The sequence below is a fragment of the Methylobacterium sp. PvR107 genome (assembly GCF_017833295.1).
Lineage (GTDB): Bacteria > Pseudomonadota > Alphaproteobacteria > Rhizobiales > Beijerinckiaceae > Methylobacterium.
The window spans coordinates 423,744-445,640 of sequence record NZ_JAFIBW010000001.1; the positions used below are offsets into that span (position 1 = coordinate 423,744).

At 68.3% G+C, this 21,897-nt stretch carries 20 protein-coding genes and 2 pseudogenes; 17 read left to right on the forward strand and 5 right to left on the reverse strand.

The genetic code is table 11. The annotated features are described in order from the left end of the window. Nucleotides 1-155: 155 nt before the first annotated feature. From JOE48_RS01825 to JOE48_RS01855, 7 genes are all read left to right on the forward strand, one after another. The gene (locus JOE48_RS01825; protein WP_210026527.1) at nt 156-1,832 is read left to right on the forward strand and encodes a cbb3-type cytochrome c oxidase subunit I; all 1,677 of its coding nucleotides are present in this window, start codon (nt 156-158) and stop codon (nt 1,830-1,832) included. Next, nucleotides 1,829-2,488 carry a cytochrome c oxidase subunit 3 gene (locus JOE48_RS01830; RefSeq protein WP_210026529.1) on the forward strand — a complete coding sequence of 220 codons (660 nt, stop codon included), beginning with the start codon at nt 1,829-1,831 and terminating at the stop codon, nt 2,486-2,488. The genes JOE48_RS01825 and JOE48_RS01830 overlap by 4 nt, the downstream gene beginning before the upstream one ends. A gap of 1 nt (nt 2,489) precedes the next feature. After that, nucleotides 2,490-2,801 (forward strand): oxidase, encoded by a 312-nt coding sequence (locus tag JOE48_RS01835; protein WP_210026531.1) that lies wholly within the window; start codon nt 2,490-2,492, stop codon nt 2,799-2,801. Nucleotides 2,802-2,880: 79 nt separating this feature from the next. Next, the gene (locus tag JOE48_RS01840; protein ID WP_210026533.1) at nt 2,881-3,666 is read left to right on the forward strand and encodes a class II glutamine amidotransferase; all 786 of its coding nucleotides are present in this window, start codon (nt 2,881-2,883) and stop codon (nt 3,664-3,666) included. A 163-nt stretch (nt 3,667-3,829) separates the two neighbouring features. Further along, nucleotides 3,830-4,570, forward strand: coding sequence for a NepR family anti-sigma factor (locus JOE48_RS01845; protein ID WP_192709987.1), 741 nt, complete (start codon nt 3,830-3,832; stop codon nt 4,568-4,570). A gap of 114 nt (nt 4,571-4,684) precedes the next feature. Continuing rightward, entirely contained in the window at nt 4,685-5,098 is a 414-nt protein-coding gene (locus tag JOE48_RS01850) for a DUF1236 domain-containing protein (RefSeq protein WP_192709986.1), read from the forward strand. Between the two features lie 135 nt (nt 5,099-5,233). After that, nucleotides 5,234-5,509: a hypothetical protein gene (locus JOE48_RS01855; RefSeq protein ID WP_210026535.1), complete on the forward strand. Its 276-nt coding sequence runs from the start codon at nt 5,234-5,236 to the stop codon at nt 5,507-5,509. Nucleotides 5,510-5,513: 4 nt separating this feature from the next. On the opposite strand, the gene mscL is transcribed toward JOE48_RS01855, so the two are convergent. From mscL to JOE48_RS01870, 3 genes are all read right to left on the reverse strand, one after another. Then, nucleotides 5,514-5,933: a large conductance mechanosensitive channel protein MscL gene (gene mscL, locus JOE48_RS01860; RefSeq protein ID WP_210026537.1), complete on the reverse strand. Its 420-nt coding sequence runs from the start codon at nt 5,931-5,933 to the stop codon at nt 5,514-5,516. 121 nt (nt 5,934-6,054) lie between these two features. Continuing rightward, nucleotides 6,055-6,900: a phosphatidylcholine/phosphatidylserine synthase gene (locus JOE48_RS01865; protein WP_210026539.1), complete on the reverse strand. Its 846-nt coding sequence runs from the start codon at nt 6,898-6,900 to the stop codon at nt 6,055-6,057. Nucleotides 6,901-6,907: 7 nt separating this feature from the next. After that, complete coding sequence (locus tag JOE48_RS01870; protein ID WP_210026541.1) at nt 6,908-7,618, reverse strand: phosphatidylserine decarboxylase; 711 nt, start codon at nt 7,616-7,618, stop codon at nt 6,908-6,910. A 1,212-nt stretch (nt 7,619-8,830) separates the two neighbouring features. Between JOE48_RS01870 and JOE48_RS01875 the strand changes: the two genes are divergently transcribed. Then, entirely contained in the window at nt 8,831-9,736 is a 906-nt protein-coding gene (locus JOE48_RS01875) for an NAD(P)-dependent oxidoreductase (protein ID WP_210026543.1), read from the forward strand. A gap of 123 nt (nt 9,737-9,859) precedes the next feature. Here the strand turns inward: JOE48_RS01875 and JOE48_RS01880 are convergent, their stop codons facing one another. Together JOE48_RS01880 and JOE48_RS01885 are read right to left on the reverse strand one after the other, a co-directional pair. Then, nucleotides 9,860-11,773: an ABC transporter ATP-binding protein/permease gene (locus JOE48_RS01880; RefSeq protein ID WP_210026551.1), complete on the reverse strand. Its 1,914-nt coding sequence runs from the start codon at nt 11,771-11,773 to the stop codon at nt 9,860-9,862. Between the two features lie 87 nt (nt 11,774-11,860). Next, nucleotides 11,861-12,055, reverse strand: a complete 195-nt coding sequence (locus JOE48_RS01885) for a DUF1127 domain-containing protein (protein WP_210026553.1) — start codon at nt 12,053-12,055, stop codon at nt 11,861-11,863. A gap of 105 nt (nt 12,056-12,160) precedes the next feature. Here JOE48_RS01885 and JOE48_RS01890 point away from each other — a divergent pair, with 105 nt between their 5' ends. The 9 genes and pseudogenes from JOE48_RS01890 to JOE48_RS01930 all read left to right on the forward strand — a co-directional run. Continuing rightward, nucleotides 12,161-13,495: a PLP-dependent aminotransferase family protein gene (locus JOE48_RS01890; RefSeq protein ID WP_210026562.1), complete on the forward strand. Its 1,335-nt coding sequence runs from the start codon at nt 12,161-12,163 to the stop codon at nt 13,493-13,495. Nucleotides 13,496-13,724: 229 nt separating this feature from the next. Continuing rightward, nucleotides 13,725-15,038, forward strand: coding sequence for a UDP-glucose/GDP-mannose dehydrogenase family protein (locus tag JOE48_RS01895; protein WP_210026564.1), 1,314 nt, complete (start codon nt 13,725-13,727; stop codon nt 15,036-15,038). Nucleotides 15,039-15,241: 203 nt separating this feature from the next. Next, a pseudogene (locus JOE48_RS01900) lies at nt 15,242-15,394 on the forward strand (UDP-glucose 6-dehydrogenase); the annotation flags it as partial. Nucleotides 15,395-16,052: 658 nt separating this feature from the next. Then, nucleotides 16,053-17,582 carry a DNA modification methylase gene (locus JOE48_RS01905; RefSeq protein ID WP_210026566.1) on the forward strand — a complete coding sequence of 510 codons (1,530 nt, stop codon included), beginning with the start codon at nt 16,053-16,055 and terminating at the stop codon, nt 17,580-17,582. 421 nt (nt 17,583-18,003) lie between these two features. Next, complete coding sequence (locus JOE48_RS01910) at nt 18,004-18,459, forward strand: DUF5681 domain-containing protein (protein ID WP_210026567.1); 456 nt, start codon at nt 18,004-18,006, stop codon at nt 18,457-18,459. Continuing rightward, the gene (gene terL / locus JOE48_RS01915; protein ID WP_210026576.1) at nt 18,452-19,900 is read left to right on the forward strand and encodes a phage terminase large subunit; all 1,449 of its coding nucleotides are present in this window, start codon (nt 18,452-18,454) and stop codon (nt 19,898-19,900) included. Before JOE48_RS01910 ends, terL begins: the two co-directional genes overlap by 8 nt. A 685-nt stretch (nt 19,901-20,585) precedes the next feature. Further along, nucleotides 20,586-21,029 (forward strand): hypothetical protein, encoded by a 444-nt coding sequence (locus JOE48_RS01920; RefSeq protein WP_210026578.1) that lies wholly within the window; start codon nt 20,586-20,588, stop codon nt 21,027-21,029. Next, nucleotides 21,029-21,421 carry an HNH endonuclease gene (locus tag JOE48_RS01925; protein ID WP_210026580.1) on the forward strand — a complete coding sequence of 131 codons (393 nt, stop codon included), beginning with the start codon at nt 21,029-21,031 and terminating at the stop codon, nt 21,419-21,421. The genes JOE48_RS01920 and JOE48_RS01925 overlap by 1 nt, the downstream gene beginning before the upstream one ends. A gap of 259 nt (nt 21,422-21,680) precedes the next feature. Then, nucleotides 21,681-21,868, forward strand: a pseudogene (locus tag JOE48_RS01930) (integrase core domain-containing protein); the annotation flags it as partial. Nucleotides 21,869-21,897 lie beyond the last annotated feature (29 nt).

The following is a 21,897-nucleotide window of genomic DNA, read 5'->3' on the forward strand; positions in this document are numbered from 1 at the left end:
CCTCTTCCGCACGGAAGAGGGGGGCTGTCGCGGCCTGCCGCTGACGGCGGTGCGCGCCTCGGACATGGGAGCATCGCAGCCCGCCGAGCGGGGTCGGACGCGCGCGCGTCCGCCTTGACGCCCAGCCTCCGACTTCACCCATCGAGGGCGAAACGATGAGCGCATCGGGCAGCATCGGCGGCACCGCCCGCCGCGAACCCCACGCCCCGGAATCGACGATTGGGCGCAAGGCCGACTACCTGCACGCGGAATCGACCCTGCGCTCGTGGTTCCTCACCACCGATCACAAGCGCATCGCGATCCTCTACCTCGCGTCGATTACCGGCTTCTTCGTGATCGGGGCCCTGGCGGCCGGTGTCGTGCGCCTCGCGCTCGTCGTGCCGAACGGCGCGATCATGACCAACGACACCTACAACAAGGCCTTCACCATCCACGGCGTGGTGATGGTCTGGTTCTTCCTGATCCCGTCGATCCCCGCGACCTTCGGCAATTTCCTGATCCCGCTGATGATCGGGGCCAAGGACCTCGCCTTCCCGAAGCTCAACCTGACGAGCTGGTACGTGTTCATGGCGGGCGCCCTGTTCACCCTGGTCTCGGTGGTGCTGGGCGGGGTCGATACCGGCTGGACCTTCTACGCGCCGCTCTCCACGGCCTTCTCGAACACCTGGGTGCTGCCGGCCCTGATCGGCGTCACCATCGTGGGCTTCTCGTCGATCCTGACCGGGCTCAACTTCGTGGTCACGATCCACACCATGCGGGCGCCCGGCATGACGTGGTTCAAGCTGCCGATCTTCGTCTGGGCGCACTACGCCACGAGCCTGATCTTCCTGCTGGCGACGCCCGTGATCACGACGGCGCTGATCCTGCTGATCGCGGAGCGCGCCTTCCACATCGGCGTGTTCGATCCGGCCTATGGCGGCGACCCGGTGCTGTTCCAGCACCTGTTCTGGTTCTACTCGCACCCGGCCGTCTACATCATGGTCCTGCCCGGCATGGGGGTGATCTCCGAGATCGTCCCGGCCTTCGCGCAGAAGAAGCTGTTCGGCTACCGCTTCGTCGCCTACGCGTCGATCGGGCTGGCCTCGGTGACCTTCTTCGTCTGGGGCCACCACATGTTCGTCAACGGCCAGAGCGACCTGGCCTCGCTGGTGTTCTCGGCCCTGTCCTTCGCGGTGGCGGTGCCCTCGGCCGTCAAGGTCTACAACTGGACCGCCACGATCCATAAGGGGAGCCTGCGGCTCGACACGCCGATGCTCTACGCGATGGGCTATATCGGCCTGTTCGTGCTCGGCGGGCTGACCGGCCTCTACCTCGCGACGCTCGCCATCAACCAGCACATCCACGCGACCTACTTCGTGGTTGCGCATTTCCACTACATCATGGTCGGCGGCACGGTGCTGGCGTTCCTGGGCGGCCTGCACTTCTGGTGGCCGAAATTCACCGGCCGGATGTACAGCGAACCCTGGGGCCGGGTCTCGGCGCTGCTGATCTTCCTCGGCTTCAACGTGACCTTCTTCCCGCAATTCATCCTGGGCTATCTCGGGATGCCGCGGCGCTACGCGACCTACCCGGCCGAATTCCAGCTCCTGAACGTCCTGTCGTCGGCCGGCGCCACGATCCTGGCGGCGGGCTACCTCTTCCCGATGCTCTACCTCGTCTACTCCCTATGGTTCGGCCGCAAGGCGCCCGCCAACCCGTGGAACGCGAAGGGACTCGAGTGGGAGACCGCATCCCCGCCGCCGACGCACAATTTCCTGTCCCCGCCCGAGGTGCCGCGCATCCCCTACGACTACCCGATCCAGGCCCAGGAATCCCGGGACCAGCACGGATGAGCGCGAAGCTGGCTGACGGCGTCGGGGTCGCCCGCGCCGAGCATTTCGAGACCGTCGCGCAGCAGCGCGAGGCGGCGACGCTCGGCATCTGGGCGTGGCTGATCACCGAGCTGCTGCTGTTCTCGGCGCTGTTCCTCGTGGCGCTGATCACCCGGATCCAGCATCCCGAGGCCACGGTCGCGGCGGCCAAGCACCTCAAGTTCTGGATCGGCGCCACCAACACCGTGGTGCTGATTGGCTCCTCGCTCACGATGTCGATGGCGATCGAATTTTCGCGGATGGGCTGGCAGCGCGCCATGGTGCGGGCGATGCTGGCCACCGCCGCGCTCGGCGGCCTGTTCCTCGTGCTCAAGGGCTACGAGTACTATGCCGACTGGGACGAGCACATGATGCCGTTCCTCAGCCATCGGCCCTTCGCGCTGGCCGAGACGCCGGCCGCGCGGCTGTTCGTGAACCTCTACTACGTCGCCACGCTGCTGCACGCGCTGCACCTGTTCACCGGCATCGCGCTCCTGCTCGGCATGACCTGGATGGCCGCCAAAGCCGGGTTCCTGTCGCGGCATCAGAACTGGATCGAGGTCTACGGCCTGTACTGGCACTTCATCGACCTCGTCTGGATCCTCGCCTTCCCGATCCTCTACGTGGTGAACCGGTAGGATGCGGCCCCCCCGCGCGACTCTGAACGCCGACGACCGCGCCCTGATCCGGAAGCGCCTGCGCACGCCCGTCCTCACTTTCCTGGCGCTGCTCGCGCTGCTCGCCGTCAACGTGACCCTCGGCGCCACCCTCCCCTTCGCGCAGGTCTGGATCGTCGAGCTCGCCGTCGTCGCCGTGATGGTGGCGCTGATCCTCCTCGTCTCCATGGAGGTGATGCACGAGCCGCCGCTGATCCGGCTGTTCTCGGGGCTCGGCTTCTTCTGGGTCGCCATCTTGGTCGGCATGACGCTGACCGACTATCTCGCCCGCTGAGCCGTGCGAAATCCGTTGTCCGGGCGGCCGAACACTCCTAAACGTCGCCGCTCCCCCGCCCTGCCCCGGTCGAAACCCGATGTGCGAACTGCTCGGCATGAGCGCCAACGTGCCGACCGACATCCGCTTCTCCTTCGCGGGCCTCGCCCGGCGCGGCGGCGACACCGGACCCCATGCCGACGGCTGGGGCATCAGCTTCTACGACGGCCGCACCTGCCGGAGCTTCCACGAGCCGGAGCCGAGCGCCCGCTCGCAGCTCGCCCGGCTCTTGCGCGACATGTCGATCAAGAGCCGGATCGTGGTCGCCCATGTCCGCAAGGCCAATCGCGGCCGGGTCAGCCTGGAGAACACCCACCCGTTTTCCCGGGAATTGTGGGGCCGCCGCTGGACCTTCGCGCATAACGGCCAGCTCAAGGGCGTGAAGCGCCTGCCGCTGGGCGGCTTCATGCCGATCGGCACCACCGACAGCGAGCACGCCTTCTGCTGGATGCTCGGCCGCCTCCAGGGCCGGTACAAGGCCCTGCCGCGGCCCGAGGCCCTGGATCGCGCCGTGGCCGATCTCGCCGGCGAGCTGCACGCCCTCGGCGTGTTCAACATGCTGCTGACCGACAGCCGCACCCTGTACGCCCATTGCGGCAAGCGCCTCTGCTACCTCACCCGTCGCGCGCCCTTCGGGAAGGCCACCCTGATCGACGAGGACTGGCAGGTGGATTTCTCCGAGGAGACCACCGAGCACGACGTGGTGACGGTGATCGCCACCCAGGCGCTGACCCGGGACGAGTGCTGGACCGATCTCGCCCGCGGCGACGTCCTGACCCTGCGGGATGGGGCGATCCGCCTGTTGCGGCCGGCCAACTTAGCTTAAGTGTAGAGTCCCCGAGGGTGCATGCCCGCCCCCGATGCGCTAGAACCCCGGTAACAGGAGCGCATCGGCCGGACTTCTCCCCCGGTTCAAGCCGGCAAGCGCTCCGCCTCGACCCTCTCGGGACCGCAGGTCGAGCCACGATGAGCTGACGAGTGCGATACGCATGACCCGCGACGACACCGACACCGTCCTGTCCCAGGAGGACGGGACGCGGGATGGCCGCCCGAACCTGGCCCCCGGCATCCGAACGCATCTCGGGGAGCACCTGCGCACGGTCTACGACCGGATCGGCGAGGAGACGTTGCCATCCCGTTTCGCCGAGCTGATCGAGAAGCTCGAGGCGGCGCTCCGGGCGCGCGGCGAGGCGATCGAGCCCGAATTCCGCAACGGCTTGCTCGCCGCGGTTCCGTCCCTGCGCGCCTTCGCGCTGTCGCTGACCTCGAACCCGGCCCGCTCGGACGATCTCGTCCAGGACACCCTGCTCAAGGGCTGGCAGCACCGCGCAAGGTTCCAGCCGGGGACCAACCTGAACGCGTGGCTGTTCACGATCCTGCGCAACATCTTCTACTCGGATCACCGCAAGCGGGTCCGCGAGGTCGAGGATCAGGACGGCTCCTACGCCGCCCGCCTCGCCACCGCCCCGCATCAGGGCGACCGGCTCGACGTCGAGGACCTGCAATCGGCGCTGGCCAAGCTGCCGCCGGACCAGCGCGAGGCCCTGGTCCTGGTCGGGGCCGAGGGCGTCTCCTACGAGGAGGCCGCGGCGATCATGGGCTGCAAGGTCGGCACCGTGAAGAGCCGCGTCAGCCGCGCCCGCGGCCGGCTCGCGGAGCTGCTCGGCTACGACGAGGAGGACCTCGGCTCCGACCGGTTCATCCAGTCGGCGATGCCCAAGGACGCGTAGCCGCTCCGCCGGCCGACGCAAAAAAGGATGCATCCGAATCCGGGGATCGGGCGTTACCGGCCCGAGCTTCACCGCGTCTCTGCGGTGGAACACCACGGAACGGAGCAATCCCGTATGACCTTCAAGACCCTCATCGCCGCCTCGGCTCTGGCCCTGTCGCTGCCGCTGGCCGCCCAGGCCCAGGGGACGATCCCGGGTGCCGAGCGCGGCGCGGCCGCGGGTGCCGATGCGGCCGGCCCGATCGGCGGCATCGTCGGCGGCGCGGTCGGTGCGGCCACCGGCACGGTGGGCGGCATCCTCGGCGTCGACATGGCCCCGCGCTTCCGCAGCTACGTCCGCGAGCGCAACGTCCGCTCGTACGACTACGACGGCCGCGTCGCCGTCGGCTCGACCCTGCCGGCTTCGGGCGTGACCTACTACGACGTGCCGAGCGAGTACCGCGTGCAGCCGGGCTACCGCTACACCGTGGTGAACGACCGCCCGGTGCTGGTCGACCGCGGTCACCGCATCGTCGAGGTCATCGACTAACATCCCGGGCCGGTCCAGCACCGGCCCACAAGCCCCCGGAGCGGCGCTCCGGGGGCCGTCCTCCCCGGGGGCGGCCGTCGGCGCAACGCTTCATCCGTCCGGCCGTTGATAGGCGGTCCGACCCGTGAGGCGACCATGAATGACGATCCCAACGCGCCGAGTGCATCACTGCCCGAGCCCGTGCGCGACCATCTCGGCCAGCAGCTGCGCGGGGTCCTGCCCGTGGAGGCCGACAAGCCCCGTTTCCTCGGCGACGATCCGGTGCCGGAGGCCTTCGAGCCGCAGATCCGCCGGCTTGAGACGCGCCTGAAGACCCACGAGGAAGGCACGGGCGCCGTCGGCCAGGCCCTGGACCAGATCCTGGACGCGTTCGGCGTCAGGCCTGCGGACACCGACAAGCGCGCCGGCTGAGCCCTCAGATTCGGGGCTTCGTCGCCAGCAGGTCGCGGATCTCCGAGAGCAACTTCACGTCGGCCGGCATCTCGTCGGGCTTCTTGGCCTCGGCGTTCTGCAGCTTGTTCATGGCGCGGATCACTAGGAACAGCACGAAAGCGACGATCAGGAAGTTCAGGGTCAGCGTCAGGAACTGCCCGTAACCGATGACGGCACCTTGCTTCTTGGCGTCCACGTAGGGCAGGCCGGCCTGCACCTTGGACGAGAGTGGGATGTAGTAGTTCGAGAAATCGAGCCCGCCGGTCGCCGCGCCGATCACCGGCATGAAGACATCTTGGACCGCCGAGTTGACGATGGCCCCGAAGGCCGCGCCGATGATCACGCCGACCGCGAGATCCACCACGTTCCCGCGCAGCGCGAATTTCTTGAACTCTTCGAGCATCCGCCAGTCCCCCGCCGAATGCTGCCAAGATAGCGGCCTGCCAGATATCGTCCAGCGCCCGGAGCGCCGGTCCCCCGTCCTTGCGAGCGCAGCGAAGCAATCCCGGGCGACGTCCGGCCCGCTAATCCGGCCCGGCCGGCATGCCGGCGGCCGGTCCTTCCCCGCTCGCGGCGGCCAGCTCCGCCTTGGCCCGGCGGCGGTACTGGGCGGCGACGACTGGGATGGTCAGCAGGTAGCCGGCACTCACCGTCACCAGCGCCTCGAAGGGATAGCTGATCAGGATGCCGAAAGCCGCGACCCCGAATAGGAAGATCGGCAGGACGAGGCTGCGTGGCACCCGCTTGCCCATGGTCTTGCCCGAGTAGGTCGGCACCGTGGAGACGACCATGAGGGCGATGCACAGGACGTAGATCAGGATCGCCGGCGCGGCCCATTTCTCCAGGCCGAACCCGAGGAAGTGCAGGTAGAGCGGCAGCATCGCGGTGAGCGCCCCCGCCGGCGCCGGCATGCCGACGAAGAAATCCTTCTTCCAGTCCGGCCGGTTCGGGTCGTCCAGCATGGCGTTGAAGCGGGCGAGCCGCAGCGCCATGGCGATGGCGAAGATCAGCGCGACGATCCAGCCCGCCGATTTCAGGTGGAACAGCACGAAGCCGTAGAGGATCAGCGCCGGGGCGCAGCCGAAATTCACGAAGTCGGCGAGCGAGTCGAGCTCGGCCCCGAAGCGCGAGGTGCCCTTGAGCAGCCGCGCCACCCGCCCGTCGATGCCGTCGAGGACGCCGGCCGCCACCACGGCGATGACCGCGGGCTCGAACTTGCCCTCGAAGGCGAGCCTGATCGCCGTCAGCCCGAGGCAGAGCGCCATCAGGGTGATCATGTTGGGCGCGATCATCCGGAACGGCACCGGCTTGAACCGGCGCGGCCGCGGCTCGTTCGGATCGGGCGCGAAGGGCGGGAAAAGCTCGTCCATGGCCGCCTCAGATCCGCTTGAACACCCGGTCCGGGCCGCCGCCGAGATCGGCCAGGACCGTCTCGCCGGCCACCGCCTTTTGGCCGAGCCCGACCAGCACGGTCGCGCCCGCCGGCAGGTAGACGTCGACCCGAGAGCCGAACCGGATCAGCCCGAACCGCTCGCCGACGCCGAGCACGTCGCCCGCCGAGACGAATCCGACGATGCGCCGGGCCACGAGGCCGGCGATCTGCACCACGCCGACGCGCTTCGCCACGCCGGCATGGCTGGTCTCGATGACCATGCCGTTGCGCTCGTTGTCGTCGCTGGCCTTGTCGAGCTCGGCGTTGAGGAACAGGCCCGGCGTGTAGTGGATCTGGCCGATGCGGCCCGCCACCGGCACCCGGTTCACGTGGCAGTCGAACACGTTCATGAACACCGAGACCCGCAAGGTCGGCACCTGCGGCAGGTCGAGCTCGGGCGGCGGCAGGACGGTAGCGATGAGGTTCACGCGCCCGTCGGCGGGCGAGACCACGAGCCCGTCCGCCACCGGCGTGACCCGTTCCGGATCGCGGAAGAAGTAGCAGACCCAGAGGGTGAGGATCAGGAAGATCCAGCCGAAGAACTGGGAGAAGTAGCCGGCGAGCACCGTCAGCACGATGCCGATCAGGATGAAGGGGTAGCCCTCCTTGTGAATCGGCACGAGCGTCCGGCGGATCGTCTCGATCAGGTCGGTCATTGTTGTTTCGGGCTCACGGGGCCGCGGGCTGGCGGACAGGTCGGACGCGCGGATGGCAGCCCGCTGGGCTGCCGTCAACTTTCCGAGGGTCGCGGGCCGCCCCGCGGCCGGTCCCGGGCGGCCGCGGCTTGGGGCGGGAAGCCGGCCTCCGGGCCGCTTCGATACTGCCGGAGACCGAGGGCGCATGCCTGAGAGCCGGAAGCCAACGGTGTCTTTCCAGACCTCCCGTCTTCCCGGGGCCGCGCGGCGGGGCCCGGATCCGGACCCGCCGAGGTGGCAAGGGCGTGCACCGCCGGCTTCTCTGGGTTGCCCGCCCCCGGCCTGCCCGTCCGGGTCCGGGCGCGCCTGCGGCGCCCCGGAAGGACGGCGCGGGGGGACGGAACCGGCAGGGCCCCTCCCGCCATGCGCGATCATCCCCGCGCGCCGTTTGGCGCCGGGGGCATGGCCCAAGAAGCGACCACAGGGGACGCGGGACGCCGCGGGAACCCAGGTGTCGGCCAGTCAACGCGCGGGATCCGATCCCCGCGGCGCCCGCGGCATCGGCCGGGCATGGTCCCCGGCCGGTGCCGTCTTTCTCGTCGCGGCGTCTGTGCGACGTCCCGGTCCTGCGCCGGCCTGCCAAGCGGTCTCAGGCGAGGCGCACGCGCCTCCGGAACCCGCTATCACTCTCCGTGGCCTTCCAGCCGTTCGCCCGCCTCGTCGTGGGCGGATCCGCAGGATGCGTAGGGTCGGCCCAGAGGCGGGTCGGCGCGGGAGCATTTCCGCCCCCGCCGGGCCAAGGGCCGCCCGGTCTCACGCCCGCCACCGAGACACGCCCCGTACCGGGCACGCCGCCCGGGGCGATGGCGGCTGAAAGCCACCGACGCGGGCGCCGCCCCACCCCCGGACCCGCCCGGTCAGCCACCGCACGGGTCCCATGAAGGACGCCCCGGGATCGCTCCCGAACCGCCGTGGGCAGGTGCGGCTAGGAAGCACAGAATAGGAATAATGTCAAGGGGAAGAGCGGCGGACCCGTGTGCCCCGCGTGCCGCTGTCGCGTGTAACTCGGGCGGTTTCGGCGCGGGCCGCATGGGTCTGCTGGCGGCGGGCAGCGCGGCGTGGCAAGTCTTGAGCCGGCGCCGAGCCGCCTTCTCGAGCGAGCGGCATCTGGCGCGGCTCTTCGCCCTCAATCAGAAGCGCGCGGCGGCCGGGCGCTAGGACAGGGACACCACCATGGTCACCCGCATCGCCCTCCTGGGCCTCGGCGCGATGGGCCACCCCATCGCCCGCAATCTCGCGGCCAAGCGCGACTCCGAGTCCGAGACGATCGTCGCGGTCGATTCCGATCCGGCGCGCCTCGCCGGCCTCGACGCGCCGGGCCTCGTCGCCACGGCGGATCCCGCGGCCGTCGACGGCGCCGGCGTGCTGTTCCTGTGCCTGCCGAACGGCGATGTGGTCGAATCGGCCCTGTTCGGCGCAGGCCGCCTCGCCGAGCGGCTGGCGCCCGGGGCGGTCGTGGTCGATCTCAGCACCATCGCGCACGCCAAGGCGACGGCGATCGGCCGGACCCTGGAGGCGATGGGGCGGCGCTTCGTCGACGCGCCCGTCTCCGGGGCGCCGGCCGGCGCCGAGGCCGGGACGCTCACCGTCATGTGCGGCGGCGAGGCCGAGGCCGTCGCGCAGGTGCGTCCGCTCCTGGAGCGGATCGGCAGCAGCGTCCTCCACATGGGTCCGGTGGGGTCCGGCCAGCTCACCAAGACGATCAACAACGTACTCTACGACATCAACATCGCGGCGCTCGCCGAGGTGCTGCCCATGGCGGTGGCGATGGGACTCGATCCCGATCAGGTTGCCAAGGTGGTCACCACCGGCACCAGCCGGAGCTACGCGGCGCAGTATTTCGTGCCGCGCATCCTCCAGGGGCGCTTCGACGAGGGTTACCCGATGGGCGCGGCCTACAAGGACCTCGTCGCGGCGGCCGCGGTCGCGGCGGAGAACGGCTTCCCCATGCCGGTCACGGCGGCCGCCACCGCCACCTACCAGACGGCGCTCCGCCAGGGCCACGCCGGCAAGGACAAGGGCGCGATGGTGCTGCCGTTCGAGGACCTGCTCGGGGTCAGGGTGCGATCGGGCCGGTAGGGCCGGATCCACCCCTGGCCGTCCCCGATAGGGTGGTAGACGTGCGGCCTGTCCGGCAAGCCGGACCCGCCGCTCCGGGTCTCGTCGCGATGCGGCGGGAGCGGCGCAGCTCTGGCCTTCCTGTCACTCCGCCGCCGCCGTCTCCGGCACGGCGCCGCGCCCGCGCACCGGCACAACAGGGGCATCGGCTCGCTGGAGCACTTCCAGGGCGGCGTCGGCTTCCCGCTGGCGGTCCCAGAGCGCAGCGTAGACGCCGCCGGCCTCCAGCAGCTCCGCATGGGTGCCGCGCTCGACGATGCGGCCGTGGTCGAGGACCAGGATCGCGTCGGCGTTGACCACCGTCGAGAGCCGATGGGCGATCACCAGGGTGGTGCGGCCGCGGCTGACCCGGTCGAGGGCCGCCTGGATCTCGGCCTCGGTGAAGGAATCGAGCGCCGAGGTCGCCTCGTCGAGCACCAGGATCGGTGGCGCCTTCAGGATCGTGCGGGCGATGGCGACCCGCTGCTTCTCGCCGCCCGAGAGCTTCAGGCCGCGCTCGCCCACCGGCGTGTCGTAGCCCTCCGGCAGGCTCGACACGAAGCCGTCGATCTGCGCGAGCCGGGCCGCCTCGCGAACCTCCGCTTCGGTGGCGTCGGCCCGGCCGTAGCGGATGTTGTAGCCGATCGTGTCGTTGAACAGCACCGTGTCCTGCGGGACCATGCCGATGGCCGCCCGCAAGCTCGCCTGCGTCACCGCGGCGATGTCCTGGCCGTCGACGCTGATCCGGCCGGCGGAGGGCTCGTAGAACCGGAACAGCAGGCGCGACAGCGTCGACTTGCCGGCCCCGGAGGGCCCCACCACCGCCACCGTCTGCCCCGCCGGGATCGCGAAGGAGACCCCGCGCAGGATCGGCCGCTCGGGATTGTAGGCGAAGCGCACGTCCTCGAACCGCACCGTGCCGCCCGCGACCGCCAGCGGCGCCGCGCCCGGCCGGTCGGCGATCTCGGGGTTCTGCCCGAGGATGCGGAACATGTCGTCGATGTCGATCAGCGCCTGTTTGATCTCGCGGTAGATCATGCCCATGAAGTTGAGCGGCATCGCGAGCTGCACCAGCATGGTGTTGGCCAGCACGAAGCCGCCGATCGTCGTGCGCCCGGCCAGGATGTCCCGGGCGGCGAGCCACATCACCACGGTCATGCCCAGCGTGAAGATCACCGCCTGCCCGGCATTGAGCACCGCCAGCGACACGTAGGTCTGCGTCGAGGCCTTTTCGTATTTCGCCATCGACTCGTCGTAGCGGGCGGCTTCCCGGCGCTCGGCGCCGAAATACTTCACCGTCTCGTAGTTGAGCAGCGAATCGACCGCCTTGGTGTTGGCGTCGGTATCGGAGGCATTCATCCGGCGGCGGATCGCGATCCGCCACTCGGTCGCCTTGTAGGTGAAGGCCAGATAGGCCGCGACCGTCAGGAAGGCGGTCGCCGCGTAGGTCCAGCTGAATTCGTAGGCCAGCACGCCCAGCACCAGCACGAACTCGACGATGGTCGGCACCAGGGTCAGCACCATCAGGCGCGACAATTCCTCGATGCCGGCGCGGCCGCGCTCCAGCACCCGGGTCAGGCCGCCGGTCTTGCGCTCCAGGTGGAAGCGCAGGGACAGGCGGTGCATGTGCTCGAAGGTCTTGAGCGCGAGGCGGCGCACCGCGTGCATCGCCACCTTGGCGAACAGCCCGTCGCGCACCTGGGTCAGCGCCGACATGGCGATCCGCGACACGCCGTAGAGGGCGATCAGCAGCATCGGCGCGGCGAGCAGCCCCGTGGGCAGCGGCGCGTCCTTACCGCCGACCGCCGCCACCAGCGCGTCAGTGATCCATTTGAAGGTGAACGGCGTCACCATGGTCACCAGCTTGGCGGCGAGCAGCAGGCCGAAGGCCAGGAAGACGCGGCGCTGCAGGTCGGGCCGGCCGTGGGGCCAGAGATGCGGCCAGAGCCGCCGGTAGGTGGCGATCAGGCCGGGGCGCTCGGCCGGGGCCTTCGGCCCGGCCGCGGTGTCGTCGGTCATGCGGGTTCTGTCGGGAGGAACGTTACGAGACCCGCATATAGGCGTGTGATCGCGCCGGATCACCCGCCTCGCGTGCATGTCCCCCTCTCACGCCCGCCAGAACGGCTTGTCGATCTCCGCGCGCAGAGCCCACGGTTCGAGGCCGATATCCCGGAGCTGGTCGGGATGCAGCGCCGCGAGGGCGCGCCGCGTGTGGATCCGGCGCAGCCAGAGCCGGAGCACGGATGGGCCCGGGGCGGGCCGGGGGGAAGCGGGTGAGGCAGACAGCGTGACGGTGGGCATCGCGGACGATCCGGTGGCAGGGGGTGCAGTCCGGCCGGGATTGCTGGCGGAGGATTGATCCGATACATACCTCGGATCAATCGAAACATTGACCTCGGAGCAATAATGCGGTCCGCGGATTACCGGTCGGTCGCCGACGCCATCGCGGCCGAGATCGCGGCGGGCCGGATGCGCCCCGGCGAGCGGCTGCCGCCGCAGCGCGACTTCGCCTATGCCCGCGGCATCGCGGTCTCGACGGCGAGCCGGGTCTACGCGGAGCTGGCGCGGCGGGGGCTCACGGCCGGCGAGGTCGGACGGGGCACCTATGTCCGGAGCGATCCGGGCCGCGCCGGGCCGCTCCAGCCGGAACCGCCCCCGGCGGCGGTCGATCTGCAGCGGACCCATTCGCGGCTGCCCGAGCAGGAGGCCGTGCTGGCGGAGACGCTGGCGGCGCTGGCGCGGAGCGGCGGCGAGATCGGGTTCAGCCAGTACGGGCCGGCGGGGACGCCCCGGGCGCGGGCGGTCGCGGCCGGGTTCCTGGCCCGCGACGGCTACGCGCCCGAGCCGGCCGACATCTTGTTCACCGGCAATGGCCGGCAGGCGCTCGCCGCGGCCCTGGCGGCGCTGGCGGCGCCGGGGGCGCGGATCGGCTGCGAGCCGCTGACCTACCCGGCGGTGCGGGGCATCGCCGCCCGGCTGGGGATCACCCTGGTGCCGGTCGCCATGGACGCGGACGGCATGTGCCCGGAGGCCCTCCTCCAGGCGCACCGGGCGGCGCCGCTGAGCGGTGTCTACATCCAGCCGACCCTGCAGAACCCCCTGGGCGTCACGATGGGGCCGGCCCGGCGCGCGGACCTCGCGGCGTGCCTCGACCGGACGGAGCTCACCGCGATCGAGGACGCGGTCTACGGCTTCCTGGCCGACACGCGGCCCCTCGCCAGCCTCGTCCCGGACCGGGTGATCCTGATCGACAGCCTCTCGAAGCGGGTGATGCCGGCGCTGACGGTGGGCCTGATCGCCGCGCCTCCGCACCTGACCGACCGGCTCGCGGCCTCGGTCCGCCAGGGCGCCTGGACGGCGCTCGGCCTGTCGCTCGCGGCCGGCATGCACTGGATGGATGGGGGCTCGGCGGCGGCGCTCGCGGAGGCCAAGCGCCGGGACGCCACGGCCCGGCAGGCCGTCGCCCGGGCGGCGCTGGCGGACCTGCGGGTGGTCGGCGATCCGCACGCCTATCACCTGTGGCTCGAACTGCCCGAGACGTGGCGGGCCGAGGCCTACGCGGCCGCGGCCCTGCGCCAGGGCATCGCCCTCCTCCCGGCCTCGGCCTTCGCGGTCCATCCCGGCCATGCGCCGAACGCCGTCCGCCTCGCGCTGGCGGCGCCGTCACGGGAGGAACTCGACCGGGCGCTGCGCAGCCTGCGCCGGCTCGCCTTCGCGGGCGACGATCAGGTCGTGGAGTGAGCGGGGCGCGAGGCCGCTCGACCGTGCGAACGCCGCGATCGGAAAGCGGAGCCGCCTGTTCCGTCCGTGAGCGATACGCGGCTCGTATCTTATCGCAGCGCGGAGATCCTGCGCCGAGGTTCGTAAATCTGATGCCGTTCGACCGTAGCGTGGACGATCGACCCGCCTGCCGATTTCTTGTCGATCGATCAGGTCCGGGATACGGCAAGCTCAACGTGCGGAAGACCTCATGAAGATTGCGATGATTGGGGCCGGCTATGTCGGCTTGGTCTCCGGGGCGTGTCTGGCCGATTTCGGTCACACCGTGGTCTGTATCGACCGGGACCCCGACAAGATCGCCAGCCTGCACGCCGGCCGTATGCCGATCTACGAGCCGGGCCTCGACGCGCTGGTCGCCGAGAACGTGCGCCAGCGCCGGCTCACGTTCGGCACGTCGATGCGGGAGGCCGTGGCCGAGGCCGAGGCCGTGTTCATCGCGGTGGGCACGCCGTCGCGCCGCGGCGACGGCTTCGCCGACCTGAGCTTTGTGTTCGACGCCGCCCGCGAGATCGCCGGAGCGCTGTCGGGCTTCACCGTTGTGGTGACCAAGTCGACGGTTCCGGTGGGCACGGGCGACGAGGTCGAGCGGATCATCCGGGAGGCCAACCCGGCCGCGGAGGTCTCGGTGGCGTCGAACCCCGAGTTCCTGCGCGAGGGCGCGGCGATCGCCGACTTCAAGCGGCCCGACCGGATCGTCGTCGGCACCCAGGATGCCCGCGCCGAGGCGGTGATGCGCGAGGTCTACCGGCCGCTCTACCTCAACCAGGCGCCGATCCTGGTCACCGACCGGCGCACCGCCGAGCTGACCAAGTACGCCGCCAACGCGTTCCTGGCCGCCAAGATCACCTTCATCAACGAGGTCGCCGACCTGTGCGAGGCGGTCGGCGCCGACGTCCAGCAGGTCGCCCGCGGCATCGGCCTGGACAAGCGCATCGGCCCGAAGTTCCTGCATGCCGGTCCGGGCTACGGCGGCTCGTGCTTTCCCAAGGACACGCTGGCGCTGGTCAAGACCGCCCAGGATGCCGGCACGCCGCTGCGGCTGGTCGAGACCGTGGTGGCGGTCAACGACCAGCGCAAGCGCGCCATGGCCCGCAAGGTGATCAAGGCCTGCGGCGGCTCGGTGCGGGGCAAGACGGTGGCGCTGCTCGGGCTGACGTTCAAGCCCGACACCGACGACATGCGCGATGCGCCCTCTCTGGCGATCGTGGCCGGGCTGCAGGATGCCGGGGCGCGGATCGTGGCCTACGATCCGGAGGGCATGGCCCAGGCCCGCGCGCTGATGCCGGAGGTGACCTACGCCGAGGACGCGTATGCCTGCGCCGAGGGCGCCGACGCCCTGGTCATCGTCACCGAGTGGAACGCCTTCCGGGCGCTCGATCTCGACCGTCTGCGTCAGACCATGGCGTCCGGAGAAGCCGCCCCGGTCCTGATCGATCTCCGCAACATCTACGATCCAGAGAGCGCCGCACGTCACGGATTTACCTATCGTGGTATCGGACGGTGAGGCGGCTTGCTGCCGGGGGCCTGACATCGGCCTTGATATCGGGCGCGAGGCGGTGACAGGCACAGCGCCGAAGAAACCGGCAAAAAGACCGGCATTTTGGCCTCGCCGTCTTCGACATAAGCCGGTGTTCTAATTCAGTTAGTTGCTGGCAAACGGACCGGCAAAGATATTGACCAAGCTCTATGCGATTGACCACTTCAATGGAGGCGGATCACTTTCGGGCGCTGGATCTCGACCGTCTGCGTCAGACCATGGCGTCCGGCGAAGCCGCCCCCGTCCTGATCGATCTGCGCAATATCTACGATCCCGCGAGCGCCGCACGTCATGGAATTACCTATCGTGGCATCGGACGCTGAGGCGGCTTGTTGCCGGGGGCTTGCCATCGGGGCGCGATAGCGAGCGCGGGACGGTGCCGGCTCGGCGGCGGGCGTCCTAGCAACCTGCGCCGCTTGGCCAGGCGCTGCGTAGCCTACGCCAGCTCGTCTTCGCGGGGGACGATCAGGTTGTAGAGTGAGCGGCACTTGAGGCCGAGCCCGCCGCCTCACAGCCGAGAGAGCGCCTTGACCGGACAGCGAAGCGGCCTGCTCCGCCCATGATGCGGTGCGCGAGCCTTCCCCTCCCTGCACCAGGGAGAATAACAGGGAGGGCTTCCGCGTTTCCCGTATCCACTTATGGGAGGTCGGTTCTAATATTTCGGCCGCTGAAAGCACTGTTACGCATACACCAGAGCCGACGTGCTCACAAAGTATGTTCTTGTTATGTTCCAATGACGGTAGGTCTTGAAACGTCTCAGGTGCAGATCTAAGTTGGCGTTGCTCGTCATGTCGACGAGTATTCACAAGCGACCGATTGCAATCGGTAGCTGTGCCTCACCAAAGTTTAGCGGCGGCAGCCTTCCACATGCCGCAGCGGCTTCGACAATTTCCCCAGGAGCCACGCGCGTCGCGCGAACGGGGAAAGTCGATGGTCGTTGCGCGGTTGCCTTGCCCTCGGTCTCCAATTTGGAGGCCTACAATGCCTGCATCGACATCAAAGCTTGCGGCGTTAACAGCTCGGTCTAACGCACTCCCTCTCGACAGCGCCCCCCGGATCGCGCTTGGACCGGGCATCGAGGCGCGATACGGCCTGTGCCCCTGCAGCACGCTCAAAGCCAACCCGGCCGCCGTTCGCGTTCATCCCAAACAGCAGATCAAGAAGCTCGCACGCGCCATCGAGGTGGCAGGTCCCCTCACCCCGGTGGTCGTCGACGAGGGCTACACGATCCTCTCGGGCCATGCTCGGGTCGAGGCTGTCCGTGCTGGATCGGAATCGATACCGATTGTGCAGGTCTTCGGGCTATCCGAGGCGCAGAAGAGTGCGTTCCTGTTGTCTGACAATCGCATCGGCGAGGATGCGCGGCTCGACCGGCAACGGCTCGCCAAACAGATCCCGGAGCTGACGATCCTTTTTCAGGAGGCCGGCTTCGAGATTTCCGATACGGGCTTCGAGATCGCTGAACTCGACGCTTTGACCCTCGATTTCGCCGATCAGATCGGGGCCGATGACGACATCGATCCTGCACTGCTGCAGGAGCCTCTCGTCCTGCGCCCGGGAGACCTGCTTCAGCTGGGAGAGCATCGCCTCGCCGTCGGCGACGCACGGGATACGTCCCTGCTGGATCGGCTGTTGGCGGGCGTTGCGGTCGAGTGTGCGTTCCTCGACGTACCCTACAATCTCGCGCAGGCGGAGCTCAGCACGCGCGGGAAGGTGCGGCACCCCGATTTTGCGTTTGCCTCCGGCGAGATGAGCCCAACGGAGTATGTCGCGTTTCTATCCGCCGCGCTGGGAAATGCGGCGCGCGTCTCGGCTCCGGGGGCCGTGCATTTCGCCTGCATCGATTGGCGACATGTGCAAGACTTGCTCGCGGCGGGTTCCAGCGTTTACGGCGCCTATCTCAACCTCGTCGTTTGGAACAAGACCAACGCTGGCCAGGGTGGTCTCTATCGCAACCAGCACGAGTTGATCGCCGTATTCCGGGTCGGCGAGGCACGGCACCGCGACAACGTCCAGATGGGGCGGTATGGCCGCAATCGGTCCAACGTCTGGGCCTATCCGGGCGCCAATGGATTCGGCGCGGGGCGCTTAGCGAACCTCGCCGCTCATCCGACCGTGAAGCCTTTGCAACTGGTTGCAGATGCACTGAAGGACGTCACCCGCTCGGGAGCGGTGGTGCTCGACACGTTCGTGGGCTCCGGCACGACGATCTTGGCCGGGGAGCAGGTCGGGAGGCGGGTGCGAGCCGTCGAGATTGAGCCGCGCTACGCACAGGTCGCGATCCGCCGCTGGGAGCGGATGACCGGGCGCACGGCGGTCTGTGCGGAGACCGGGGAGAGTCTCGATGATTGGCTTCACGCGCGTACCCGGCGCGTAGATCGGACGCCACATGACGCGTGCGCTCTGGTGGGCTCGACGGAGGTTAGCGGACCTGCCGCGGCCTCGGCATCGGAGGAGGCACCATCCGCGGCGCCCCCGCCCCGCATACGCATTCGCACACGCGTGCCCTGACAGGTTCATGGGGCGGCACGCGCGTCAAAGCGTTTCTGGCTCTCTACAGAATCCGCATGCACAGGTGCATACCATGTCGGGACGCATCGGCGCGCCACAAATTCGAGGGCTCGACGCAAGCGTCGGCCCTGGAGCGATCGACAGTACTTAGCCAAGAATCTGTGCTGTGCTTTAAGATGTCGCAACCGTGATGGGTTGCGCTTTTGCGAGAAATCTCCCCATTATTGCCGCGTTGAACCTTGTTGAGGGGGTACCAAGACCTAAGCTTCGCTCCTCTGGCCTGTCGGGAACTTTGCGGCGCACCGCGCAAGCAGCATTCCAAAGGCGTCTGAAACCCCCTCGTTACGGGGGCGAGACGTAATGGGATGTCGATGCACGTGGTCTGGGCGCTTCTCGACGCTAATGTGCCGGAGATCTGACCATGAGCGATAGTGACGACGGTGAGAAGGTTGGCCCTGGGCATCCGCCGCGCAAGCACCGATTTCAAAAGGGGAAATCTGGTAATCCACGTGGTCGGCCGAAAGGTGGTCTAACTTCAAAATTACTCGATGATTACTACTTTGACGCATTTCTCGAGAGGGAGGTGTCTATCAACGGCCGAAACGGCCCGGAACGTGCCAACGCCGTCATCGCGATGATGATGCTTTGGCGCCAGAAAGCTCTGAATGGCGATACGAACGCTATCGAGAAAATCCTCGATCGCTTGGAACGCCGAGCTGCCGCCGCTCCGAGCCCCGAACTGACACTCACGCCAGATCGGTCCGAGGACGATGAGGCGATCTTGCGCCATTATCTACGTCCCGCCTCCAAACTGACCCCTGAGGTTGAGCGGCCGGACGACGAGACGAGGAGTGATGAGGAGGGCGACGATGGTTGACCGCGCTCGTTTTCTGAGGGCGCTCCTCCGCCATGAGCTCTCCGCTTTCACTCACCGGACGTTCCAGGCTCTCGAGCCTGGGACACCTTACCAGCACAGCTGGCATCACGATCATCTCGCTTGGCAACTCAAACGCATCGCGCGTGGCGACATCAGGCGGTTGATCATCAACATGCCGCCGCGATCGATGAAGTCCATCGCCGTCTCGGTGGCATTCTCGGCTTGGTTCCTCGGTCACGCGCCGAGCCGCCGGATCATCGCAGTCTCGTACGCCGCCGATCTCGCCCGGAAGCTCTCACAAGACACGCGCACCGTGATGGAGAGCGCGTGGTTCCGGGAGCTGTTCCCCGATTGTGCTCTGGTCCCGGGCCGGCAACGCGATATGGAGCTTACCACCACCCAGCGCGGCGGCCGGCTGGCAGTCGGGCTCGGCGGCAGCCTGACTGGGCGCGGCGCTGATATCATCCTCATCGACGATCCGATGAAGGCGATCGATGCCTTCTCGGCAGCCGAACGGCGGCGGGTGATCGAATTTTACGAAGGCACCCTGGTCTCGCGCCTTAACGACAAGACCAACGGCGCGATCGTGATCGTGATGCAACGTCTGCACGCCGATGATTTGTGCGGGCATCTCCGCGAGCGATCTCCTGAGGATTGGGAGGTGGTGGAGCTTCCCGCGATCGCCGTCCGGGCCGAGTCGTTTCAGCTGAGCGACAGTCCGGGTGATGTCTACTCGCGGGCGCGTGGTGAGGTGCTCCAACCTGGGCGTGAGCCCCTGGACGTGCTGGAGGGGCTTCGCCGCCAACTTGGCACTCTGACCTTCAGCGCCCAATACCAACAGGCACCGGTGCCGGCCGAGGGCAACGTGATCCGCCGGGATTGGCTGCGCTTCTACGAGGATGGGGAGGATCCGGAAACCTTCGAGCGTGTGGTAGTCTCTTGGGATACCGCTTCGACTCTGGGGGAGGCGAGCGACTGGTCCGTCGGCACGGTCTGGGGTGTGCTGGGCTTAGACTACTACCTGCTCGATATCGTGCGCGAGCGTCTTGAGGCTCCCGAATTGCGTCGAGAAATCGTGAGCTTGAGCCGACACTGGAGGGCGAGCGCTACCCTGATCGAGAATACGGAGCTAGGGCGTGCCCTCAATCAGGATCTGCGCCGGACCGGAACCTTGTCGACGCTCCTCCATCGCTCGCGTTACGACAAGGAGGCCCGGCTCCTGGCTCAGGCGGCTCGCTTCGAGGCTGGGCAGGTCCACCTGCCATCGGACGCTCCGTGGCTGGCCGATTACATCGCGGAGCTGATGGCCTTTCCGAACGGGCGGCACGACGATCAGGTCGATAGCACCTCGCAGGCGCTCGATTATCTGACCGCTCGCGCACTGCCCCCTCCCCCGCTGCAGCGCCGGAACCCCGTGCGCAGGGATATCGAGCGCCGCTGATGCCATTTCATCAGTGCGGGTTGACCTGCTTCTGCCGGAAGATGCGGATGTTCTCGGCGTTCGGCGCACCAAATCCAGAACAATTTACAGCAGTGCCCGGATTGGACTGGACTGCTGCTGCGGAAGGAGCGTGAATGGTCGTGCAACGAAGCAGTTAGCCAGCTGAAGGGCGGCGGGATATTTATGGGCACGCTTGGTTTAAACGGAACTGTCCGTCAGTTCACGCACGCCGTGCGTCAGACCGAGACGAGCGGGGCGATGATAGGCATCGCGACTTGCGCTGCAGTTGAGGTTTCGACTGAGAACGGCCGCGCGGCCCTAAATTTTGAAGCTTCGGGACGAGACGCTGCGTCGCTGCGGGTTCTGCACCCCAGCGGCGAGCATAGGGCGAGACGAGCGCCTCCATAACTCCGGGCCGAGGAACCTCGGCCGAAACAGGCATCGTCGTGTTGAGGATCGCGTCGCCCCGCAGGCTCATCGAGCCGCACGCGGGGCCAGGGCAGTGGCGGGGCCAGATCCCGTCGCGAGCTCAAGGCGCGCCACTATGCACATCGACACCTCCATACAGACCCGCCCCCTGTCCTCGCCTGGTTGGGGAGCACAGTCGCCATCGCGACGCGGGCCAGCATCAGCTGCGTGCGCACGCTGTGCGCTGTCCCGCTCTCTCCTGGTGTGAGGGCCGGCGATGTCCAATCGTAGCATCTCCTGGGCTGCCGCCCTGCGCGAGTTGAAGGCTGACCGTGCCATCCGGCACCCTGTGCGCGAGGAGCGCCTGCGCACGAGCGCCGGCCTGCGCGGCGCGCCTGTCCTCGCAATGAGCGCCTGGCGCGGACACTCCAGCCGGCGCTACGTCGTCGTGGTCCAGCCACTCGACACCCCAGATCTCGTCGTCGAGAGCGCGGCGGTCGTTCTCACCGTGGTCAGGGACGAGCGAGGCCAAGCCTCTATCGTCGGTGCCCGAGCCTGCGAGGTCGGAGACCCCGGGTTCCTCGGCTGGCTTGCCGCCTGTGCCAAGCTTGGCGCGCGTGAGCTGCATGCCTACCGGTTAGCCGAGACTGCGCCTGAGCGCTCTGCGATCGCGGCCGACCTCGGCGGATCGATGGCCAGAGCCGCGGCCGGAGCGGCGTGATGATCAGGCGGGAATTCAGCAAGGCCGTGCAGAGGGCCGCGCTGGCCCGGGCGGACGGGCGCTGCGAGGGCGTGCTCACGGATGGCAGCCGCTGTCCATGCGCGCTGCAGGTCGGTCGGTTCCACTACGACCACATCGTCCCAGCGGCGCTGGCCGAGGATGCCTCACTGGCGAACTGCCAGGTGCTGTGTCGGCCCTGTCACGCGGCCAAGACGGTGGTGGATGTGGGCGTGATCGCGCGGGTGCGGCGAGTGCGTGACCGGCACGCGGGCGTCGTCGATCCGCACCACCGGCCGTTGCCAGGCGGTAAGGCCACCCCGTTCAAGCGGCTGATCGGCGGGGGCGTGGTTTGCCGCAACACGGGCGAGCGATTGGATAGACGCGGCGAGTAGAGACATCTGCTGCCTAAGTGTCACGAAGTGTCCCTCTGTTGCGGCGAGTTCCTTCATTCGATTGCTGGCGGTGGCACGCCGAAATTGACCTGACCGGCTGGCTTTGGACCTAGTTGATTGAGAGGATCAGCCTGGACCGAAGGAGTCGGACGAGCCGCGAGGTCAGAAGACGAGCGCGTAGCAGGCTGCGCTAAATCTGCGCCGGATCGGAGGGTAAGAGTTTGGCGTTGACGTGCAAGGAGGCAGAGATCGCCGAGCAGAGCTATGCGACGAGTGCCTGCGCCAGGAGATCTTCTACTCACTGAAGGAAGCTCAGATCGTGATCGCTCTATGGCAGAACGCCTACAACCGTGTCCGACCGCATTCGTCGCTAGGCTACCGGCCCCCGCGCCTGTCAGCTTCCCGGATCTAGCCTTCCGGCTACCCATGAGTGCTACCATGCAGTAGCTTCTCACTCGGCTCGGTCCAAAATACCA